The organism is Haloleucobacter ellipsoideus, from assembly GCF_052491725.1.
On record NZ_JBQWAR010000009.1, the window covers coordinates 38,567 to 46,768 of the forward strand.

General features: G+C 56.5%; 8 protein-coding genes. 3 read left to right on the plus strand and 5 right to left on the minus strand.

Going from position 1 to position 8,202, the window contains the following annotated elements; genetic code table 11:
- Positions 1-291: 291 nt before the first annotated feature.
- The 3 genes from ACT6QG_RS00730 to ACT6QG_RS00740 all read right to left on the minus strand — a co-directional run bounded on the left by ACT6QG_RS00730 (position 292) and on the right by ACT6QG_RS00740 (position 1,796).
- Entirely contained in the window at positions 292-813 is a 522-nt protein-coding gene (locus ACT6QG_RS00730; RefSeq protein WP_253120562.1) for a DUF2285 domain-containing protein, read from the minus strand.
- A 46-nt stretch (positions 814-859) separates the two neighbouring features.
- Entirely contained in the window at positions 860-1,075 is a 216-nt protein-coding gene (locus ACT6QG_RS00735) for a transcriptional regulator domain-containing protein (protein ID WP_231771260.1), read from the minus strand.
- 193 nt (positions 1,076-1,268) lie between these two features.
- The gene (locus ACT6QG_RS00740; protein ID WP_258124068.1) at positions 1,269-1,796 is read right to left on the minus strand and encodes an antirestriction protein ArdA; all 528 of its coding nucleotides are present in this window, start codon (positions 1,794-1,796) and stop codon (positions 1,269-1,271) included.
- Between the two features lie 420 nt (positions 1,797-2,216).
- On the opposite strand from ACT6QG_RS00740, the gene ACT6QG_RS00745 reads away from it, so the two are divergent.
- From ACT6QG_RS00745 to ACT6QG_RS00755, 3 genes are all read left to right on the plus strand, one after another.
- Entirely contained in the window at positions 2,217-3,086 is an 870-nt protein-coding gene (locus ACT6QG_RS00745) for a DUF4231 domain-containing protein (RefSeq protein ID WP_231771262.1), read from the plus strand.
- A 10-nt stretch (positions 3,087-3,096) separates the two neighbouring features.
- Entirely contained in the window at positions 3,097-3,591 is a 495-nt protein-coding gene (locus ACT6QG_RS00750; protein ID WP_075657195.1) for a TIR domain-containing protein, read from the plus strand.
- Between the two features lie 67 nt (positions 3,592-3,658).
- The gene (locus ACT6QG_RS00755) at positions 3,659-4,498 is read left to right on the plus strand and encodes a hypothetical protein (protein WP_444975690.1); all 840 of its coding nucleotides are present in this window, start codon (positions 3,659-3,661) and stop codon (positions 4,496-4,498) included.
- Between the two features lie 84 nt (positions 4,499-4,582).
- Here ACT6QG_RS00755 and ACT6QG_RS00760 read toward each other — a convergent pair whose 3' ends face one another.
- Both ACT6QG_RS00760 and ACT6QG_RS00765 read right to left on the minus strand, forming a co-directional pair.
- The gene (locus ACT6QG_RS00760; protein ID WP_253120567.1) at positions 4,583-5,938 is read right to left on the minus strand and encodes a hypothetical protein; all 1,356 of its coding nucleotides are present in this window, start codon (positions 5,936-5,938) and stop codon (positions 4,583-4,585) included.
- Between the two features lie 54 nt (positions 5,939-5,992).
- Complete coding sequence (locus ACT6QG_RS00765) at positions 5,993-7,678, minus strand: PIN domain-containing protein (RefSeq protein WP_253120570.1); 1,686 nt, start codon at positions 7,676-7,678, stop codon at positions 5,993-5,995.
- Between the last annotated feature and the right edge of the window lie 524 nt (positions 7,679-8,202).

Sequence of the window (8,202 nt, forward strand, 5' to 3'; positions counted from 1 at the left end):
TATTAGACGACAGCTACCACGGCAAATGAAACACAGGCTGGCAGTGGCAGAACCACCAAACTCCGTCATTCTCGAAATTGCATCCCTTGCGAGATAGGGGGCGAGAAGCGTAAGTGCTATTTTAACGGCCCCTATTGATCTGACCGGCAAATACCATCACCGTCACGCAATTTCTAAAATTCTCCAACAGATCGGCCGGTCTCGGAGAAGCAGGGTTTCCGTGCTGCATGTCTTTGTCGTAAGCGGCACAAATTTGCGACATGATTTTCGACAGATAGCGCTCGCAAACGATTAACGCTTGCAGGGTTTGATCGGGTAATGAAGTAACAGGCGATAGCCGCCGCGCATCATCTTGATGCCATGCGCAACTAGGCGGCGGGCCTTGTTCTTGCGCGGGTCGTTCTCAAAATCCTCCTTCCTGCCGCGAAAGCCGAGCAGGACTTTGGCGATGGTGCGGTAGCTTTCGCCGCGCAACCGTGCGTCGAGCGCACGCAGGGACAGGATGTGCCATAGCCGAAGCTGGGCGGGGATCGCCCGGAAGTCGGGACCGGGCGCGCGGCCATTGAGGGACCGCCAGAATCGACGGACAGCGTGAGCGCGCAGCTCCAGAAAGGCGTCCATCGGTAGCGTGACGGCGTAAAACGCGGCGGTGTCCGGCACGGCCACGGGTAGCCAGAATTGATGCGCAACGCCGTCCGCCTGCCAGATGCCGTGCCAGCCATCGGCAGCGCGGCGCATATCGAGGCCGTCGAGATGCGCCAACGTCAGTACCGGTTCGGTGTCGTCGTCCTTGTGATTGACTGGCGACAACATCACGGCTTGCGGTTGAAGGCGCGGACTCCAGATCGGCGATTGCCGATCATGCGGCGCGTCGGGATCGCACGGGAAATCGCAAACCCCAGCGATGCGCGAACTCTTCGAGGTCGCGGGCAGCCGCCCCTCCGGTCAATGCGATGGTCTGGCAGTCCCGGCGATATTCGTCGTTGCGGCGCAGGTATTCCCAAGCGAACCCAGCGGCAGGGATGTGCTTTGTGTGCCCGTATGCCGCCGGTGATCGCCAATCGATGTTGAGCATGGCGTCACCTCCCCGAGCCGGGATGCTGGGCAGCGCCCGGCAAGAAGAGGTTCAATCATCACTGGAAATATAGAAGCCGCTCAAAGCAGATACCTTAAGCGGCTAACCCGATCATTTTTGGTATTTTTGGCTTGGCGACAGCCGGTGATTCCGCGACGCGTGCCCGTATGAGCACGAACACGCAGTCATGTTTTCACCTGTTGGAAAACACATGCACCTCACCGTGCGCAGTTTCGACGGTGAACAGGTCGCCGGCCATCTCAGCGTCGCGCGCCATCGCCTGCCAATCGACATAGTAGCGTAGTGCCTCGGGGATCGTGACGCTCTCGGTGGTCAATTCCTCCATGTAGTCGGCGAGGCTGGCGAACTGACCATGATAGCAGTCCTGCAAAGCGGTTTCGGCTTGGTCTATGTCGCCCCTGAACTGCTCCAACAGGCCGGCGCCGAGTGTGCCATGTTCTGCGATGAAAGCGGCCATCCTCGCCACCCTGTCGATGTCGGCATATTCCGAGATGTCGACGCCCTCGAAGCCCTCATAGTCGTGAATGGCGTATTCCTCCGCATCCTCAACGGGGGAACGGGCAAGCATCGCGGCAATCCCGTCCCTGATCTCGTCGGCGGCCTGATCCGCGTCGATCCAAGCCCCGTGCAGATAGCCGTTATTGTAGGCGGCAAGGCAGGCAACATAGATGCGGGGTTTGCTGTCGGATACCTTGGTCATGTCTCTGATCCTCGGGTCTGAAGGTCAGCGAAGCGGAACGCCGCGCCTGACCTTCTGGCCGTCGCCGAGACTGGGGTAGCAACGAGCAAGGGCGGTCGGGGCGGAGGGGGATCACCCGGCCTGCACAAGCGGAAGCGCGGAAGGCTGGGGATACCGCCCCGGACGGTTCCACTTACCTTGCTGGCGCGAGGGCAAAGCCCTTAGCAAACCTGTTGAGGGTCATGCGGCGATAGCCGCGCCTGCCCGGAGGCGAACGCGCTTCCATATTGCGCCGTAGAGAGCCGGAGGGCAGCCAGCGGCGCGGAGCGCCGGGGGATGGACATGCCAGAATCTTCTGGCATTTCTAGGGGACTGTCGCGATGGCGCTTGCCTCTGCGCGCAGGACGCAACAATAATATTTGCGACGGTGACGGGAGGGGCATGATGAAGCACGACGATTACCCTGCGCTGTTTCTAGACGCAGACAACGCTTCCAATATGTATCAAAGAACGTTTCTGCGGCTCATACGTGGCGAATACGTTGCGTTGTTTTTTGCAGCTATATTTTCTATGAGCTTCATGAATGATATCATCTACTACGTGCTTTACGCGGGAGTTTTTGTTGTTGGACTAGTCATCCTCATAGCTCGCGCACAAAGTAAACCGGAGCAGTGGTGGTATAGGTGTCGTGCATTAGCCGAAAGCGTCAAAACATTGACTTGGCGGTATATGATGCACGCCGCGCCGTTCGAGGGAGAAGATGCACAAGCAAGGGTGCAGTTTCGAGACCAGTTGAATGCAATTTTTCGCGAAAACATAGAAACCGCGAAACGCATCACGGACGATTGGTCTGGAAATGACCAAATCACCCGGGCTATGGACGCCGTGCGAGTTAAAACTCGCGAAGACAGAATGGCGTATTATATAAAGCATCGTGTCGAGGATCAGCGGAGTTGGTATAGGCGAAAATCTAAGGCTAATCGCAATGCTTCCCGGATGTGGGTATGGGTGAGTGGTGCCTGTTACGTCATCGCGGGTTCGATGGCCTTGAGTCGTATCGCTTTACCAAGTTGGCAGTATTGGCCAATAGAGCCGCTCATTGTCGTCGCAGCTTCAATCGTAGGGTGGATGCAAATTAAAAAATTTAATGAGTTATCTGCCGCTTACACAGTAACCGCACATGAAATCGGCTTGATTAAAGCACTAATAGACGACATGAAATCTGATGGCCAGTTCTCAGAATTTGTGAATGATGCGGAAAAAGCATTTTCAAGAGAACATACCTTGTGGCTTGCAAGGCAATCGGACTAAGGGGGAATAGATGTCTGGCGCTGCTTATGTCGTATTTGACGGCGACAATGATAAATGGGCGTACGCCTATATGAACGGCTGGAAGGCCAACAGAAATATAGATTTCACGTATCAGAATGCGCACGATCTGGATACAATGACGGGTCGCGCCCAAGATGAGCAATACGTCAAGTCGAAGCTGCGCGAGAGAATGAGGCAGTCGTCCGCTGTTGTTGTCTTGATAGGTGAAAAAACAAAAAATCTATACAAGTATGTGCGATGGGAATTGGAGCTTGCCCTTGAGCTTGGCCTGCCGATCATTGCGGCAAATTTGAATGAAACCAATCGACAAGATAGCAACAGATGTCCCGCAATCATTCGCGACAAGGGCTGTGTCGTTCACATCCCATATAAGCTTTCTGCATTGAAGCACGCGATGGCTAACTGGCCGAGCGAGTTTAGCCGGCTCAGCTACGCTGATAGGAACGGTGGCGCTAGGCACTATGCGCAGTTCGATGCAAGCTGATTGGATCAGGGCAGGCCTCTACAAGAAGCGTTGAAGCTAAGCCCATTCCAAATTGCTTGGGGGAGCAATGTTCAATCTCTTGATGTTCAACGTCGATTGGCACTCGGGCAGAGTCACCGTTCCGGTGGGGCGGATGTTTGAATACACGGATGACCACATAACCGAACAGTTCCGTGAAGGCGGGAACCCTCTTCTAGATCGTCTCGCCGCTCTGCCGTGTTTGTTCTGCGAAGAGGGCACGACGGATGAAGCCGCTTATGTCGGTCAGATCAACCGCGCGCGCATCGTCGGCAGGGATGTGTCTCTTGAAGTCAACTTCGACGGGGAAGTGCCACCGCTACAAAACAGCATGATTCATGCGAACCGGGCAGAGTTGCACATGCCTCACGACTTCGAGTTTTCGCGGAATCACTGGGCGGTGAAGGACGTAGACCTCTACCGATTCTTGCTCCGCAACGTGCGTCCCCGCCGTCAGCGCCCGGCCGTGTTCCAAATCCCCGAACATGAAAACATCGAGCCTGCCTTAGCATCAGTGATGATGCCGTTCGATGCGGGCTTCAATGATGTCTATGCTGCCATCCAACTTGGTGCTGGCAATGCTGGCCTTCGTTGCAGGCGGGCGGACGATATTTGGGAGAACCCGGCAATCATTCAGGACGTGGTTTCCCTCATCGACCGTTCGCGCGTCGTTGTATGCGACTGCACCGGCAGAAACCCAAACGTGTTCTATGAGGCGGGCATTGCGCACACGCTTGGGCGTGAGGTGATTCTTATCACGCAGAGCGAGCACGATATTCCGTTCGATCTACGACACCTTCGCCATGTCCGTTACCTTAACAATGTCGAAGGGCGCGGCGCTCTAACTGCTACGCTTCAAGGCAGGATGCAGACCATCCTAGGGCACTAGACGAAAATGGGCTGGTTGAACGTTGGATTACGCATTCGGCCGCCTAAAGGCTGACGAGCAAGACACCACGCAATATCGATCACTTTAACGTACCCTCAACTGCGCCGGATCATCACCTGACGCGTTCTTTTCGAACCAGTTTAGGCAGCCTAGCAACGCCAGCCGGGAAAGGGTTTCTGCCAGCCCGCGCATTTCCGACCAATCCTGCGCCAACCGTTCGCTGGTTCCATGGACAGTTCGGCTGCGCCCTTCGCCATATAGCCGGGCGACAGCTTGCTTCAATGTGGGTCCGCCGCTCCTGTAGATGTTGTCGTCATCGTCCCATCCCACTCGTGCCGTTAACAGTGCTCGAATCTCTGGCTCGCCGTTGCCACAGGCCAGCCCATCCAGTACCGCGACAAACTTGACGACTGCCATTGCATCGACAGCTTCACGGCATGCTTCGTGAAACCAGAGTACCGCCTGCATGAGCACATTGTTCAGGGCGGGGCGAGAAACCCGCCCTGTCGCGTGAGTAACGAAGTCCAACACTTCGCCCGCAGCACCAAACAGCGGGGCCAGCCTCTTGGCCTGAACTTGCCATTCACCGGGCTTGAAAGTGTACCCCGAAGGTAGATGCGAGAGCTTTGAGCCAGCGAGCGTGATCTTGCCCGGTTCAAATGTCAGGACACGAACCTGCCGGAAATTCTGGTCGATAAGGAGCCGGAACCCGTCAAGAGCCGAAGAGGGTTTGTCCCAAGCAAGGGCGACAATGGCGAGTGCCATTCGCGCCGCAGTGATCGCCTTCTGCTTTCCGGATTCGGGCGGAAGTCCCTTGGTCTTTACACTACACACGAATGGGCATGCACCGACGACAGCTAGAACGTCCTTCTCCCTGATCTGGTCAACGACATCCTTCCGCTTGGCGAGCTTGCCACCCGCCCACTTTCTCCTGATCCTTTTGGCCGTAACCTTGCCGATTTTCTGCTCGGTCTCCATGCGGCCCAGCCACTGGTGGCGAGCCTCAATAACAACCGGGCCGACGCGGATGGGCTCGATGTCATCGTTGCTTTCAAACAGCGTGCAGCCTACCGCGTATTCCCGATCCCCATTCTTCGACCTTGCCTCGTCCAGTGCCTTACGCAACTCCTTCCTCACGGTGTCAACCGCAAGGGGATCGTCCAGGTCAATCGACGCCAAAGGCGGCCCGAGCGACTTCCGAACCAGCGCTCGCCATTCGGCATTGGAAAATTGACGCGTTGCGGCGGTATCGTTCTCAAGAAGCAACTTCGATAGTTCGGTGATTGAACGCTCAATGTTTTCGTTCACGAGCAGCGAGCCACGGTCGCCCCCGTCAATCAGGCCGGGAAATCCGTGATTTGGGCCGGGAAATTCGTCCTCAACCTGTATCGCTTTCAATTCGGCGATTATGCTGCCGATGATATCTTTGAGTCCTGCCAACGCTTCCCCCAGAATCGGTTACTTCAGTAGCGGGCGAGCAAGATAAGGAGCGAACTAGCGGCCGCAGTGCTCGACGATCTCATCCGCAATCACCATGAGATTGTATGCTTCAACCTTTCTGCTGACAGGGATCAGAAGCTCCACCGGTTTAGTGAGGTTTTCGGCTTCGACTGTACACCGCACTGCGCCAGTGACGTCTCCTTCGTCAGGAAACAGTACGTCGATCTCGAAAAACTCCTCTCCGCGCTGATGGCGGAACAGATCACAAGTCAGAGCGCCACGCTTGGTCGGCTTCCCTTTTGGCCACCGGTCGTAGTAAAATCCCTCCGGATCGTGCTTCTCGGGCATCAACGGCATACGGAAAGCAGGGACATCGATATATGTTGACCTAGCAATGCCGGTGGGTTGAATAAGCGATCTACGCAGGCGGTCATGCTCCTCTGCCATTCTCATGATGTCCGACATTGGCCCTATGCCACGCGCTAGGTCAGCGAGCGCTCCTGTGCCGTGAAGGTTGTCAAACATCGACTGCGCGCTACGTATCGCTGCCAGTTGGGGACCGAGACCGCTCATCACTCCGCGCGAAGCCTTCTCCAACTCAGAAATCCTCAGACCACTGCCGGGCATTCTCAGTGTAGCGATATCAACACCTTTCGTCGCAGAAGGCGGCCGCTTCACGATGCGTCGAACCGCTGGCGGAACAGGCGGTGCGGGCAGCCTAGGAATGGGGGGAAGTGTGGGTTGCCCATCGTCATCATTCCCATCCTCATGATCGTCTGGATCATCTGCGTCACGGCTCAAATCGATGTTGCCGACAGCCTCAAACGAGACGCGCATCTTCGAGGCCGGTCGAGTTCCACCGTTGGCGACCCCAAATGTTAGCGCCACTTCGGCCTCAGGTTCGACGCGGCCCTTATGCAGCGATTCAAAGATTGAGCGGCACGCGTCGATCCATTTTGGGTAGGCTGCGGAAGAGTATTTCCTGATCGCTTCAGCATCCGGCGCTTCGTAGGAAATTTCGGTTCCATCGGCCTGAATCTCGGCTTCCGGAGCAGAGAAATCCTCCGTTGGGGGGTGACGCGCTTTTAGTTTGTCGATCAGTCGGTCAATTTCGGAGGGCTCAAGTGCCAATGCGATCCGGCGGACCACATTAGCCGCTGTTGCCTCGCCTGAGACGTTCGCGATGCTAATGACAGGCTCCTGCGATCTATAGATCGATAGATCTTTTTCGAGTTCCTTGATCCGCTTTGCTTCGGTCGTCTGTTCCGGCGGTCGCTTCCAACTCTCCGGGATCAGAAAGAAGGAAACCCCAAGTCCCTGCGCGGTGGACGCCGCAACACTGTCATCTGTGAGCATCTTGACGGAGGCGAATGTTTCGTCCTTCGAAAGGGTGGCGACAGTTCCGACGATCCGGTCGTCGTTGATGCCGTAGTCAAGTGAGCTCGCGAGTTCGGGGGCGGGCTGGATGATGGGCATCAGCCGGAGCAGGACGCGTGGTCCGGCTTCCTGAATAACGACTTCCGGCGGAAGGGCCGCAAGCATTCCACGTATGCGCCCCGAAATCTCGATTGCCCGCTTGCGTGTTCTGCCGCCGCCCTTTTTGTGCTTGTCGATCTCCGCCAAAACGGGTTTGGTCAGTGCGATCACAACCGGATCTACGGCGAGGTCAGACCAAGGAAGCTCTTCTAGGCGCTTGCACTCGAAAAAGAGATTCGTATCGGCTACAAGCACATGCTCCATTCGCCCCTCGCACACGCGGAAATGATGGTGAACCAATCGCCTGTGCGGAGTTCACCGTTTCTGTCGCTGTATAGAGAAGTCAGAACATTTCCGCAACAAAACTACCTACTGAACTCGTAGCGCGGAACATCGACAATCAAGCTTTGGCTGCTGAGCGGCTGGCCTCGCTGTCGCAAATATCGTTGTGTTGCCTACGAGGCCGTAAACCAGATGACGGGCTGCCGACCCTACGCAGCAGCCTGAAGCCTGCCGACCGCTTCGCACTCCACCGGAGCCATTCGCTCGGGCCTTATTTAGAGGGTTATAGCGTAGGTGTAGTTCTCCGTTTCGTCGGCTTCGGCCCGCCATTCAATCCCTGAGTGGGCACTGAGTTTACGCCAACGCCCGCCACAAGCGTCTGTAGCAGACGGGACTTCGATCCCATGATACGAACCTCGCCCTCTGCGACCTCGACGCGCTGTGCCAGCGCGCGCAGGTGGTCGCGGCGATAGCCTCCACCTTCAAGCCGGATGCGTTCGCGGGCG

What these genes read in the sequence shown, in the direction of transcription:
- ACT6QG_RS00750 (WP_075657195.1), top strand. Translation starts at nt 3,097, where the DNA reads ATGTCTGGCGCTGCTTATGTCGTATTTGACGGCGACAATGATAAATGG.
- ACT6QG_RS00735 (WP_231771260.1), bottom strand. Translation starts at nt 1,075, where the DNA reads ATGCTCAACATCGATTGGCGATCACCGGCGGCATACGGGCACACAAAG.
- ACT6QG_RS00740 (WP_258124068.1), bottom strand. Translation starts at nt 1,796, where the DNA reads ATGACCAAGGTATCCGACAGCAAACCCCGCATCTATGTTGCCTGCCTT.
- ACT6QG_RS00730 (WP_253120562.1), bottom strand. Translation starts at nt 813, where the DNA reads ATGTTGTCGCCAGTCAATCACAAGGACGACGACACCGAACCGGTACTG.
- ACT6QG_RS00755 (WP_444975690.1), top strand. Translation starts at nt 3,659, where the DNA reads ATGTTCAATCTCTTGATGTTCAACGTCGATTGGCACTCGGGCAGAGTC.
- ACT6QG_RS00765 (WP_253120570.1), bottom strand. Translation starts at nt 7,678, where the DNA reads ATGGAGCATGTGCTTGTAGCCGATACGAATCTCTTTTTCGAGTGCAAG.
- ACT6QG_RS00745 (WP_231771262.1), top strand. Translation starts at nt 2,217, where the DNA reads ATGATGAAGCACGACGATTACCCTGCGCTGTTTCTAGACGCAGACAAC.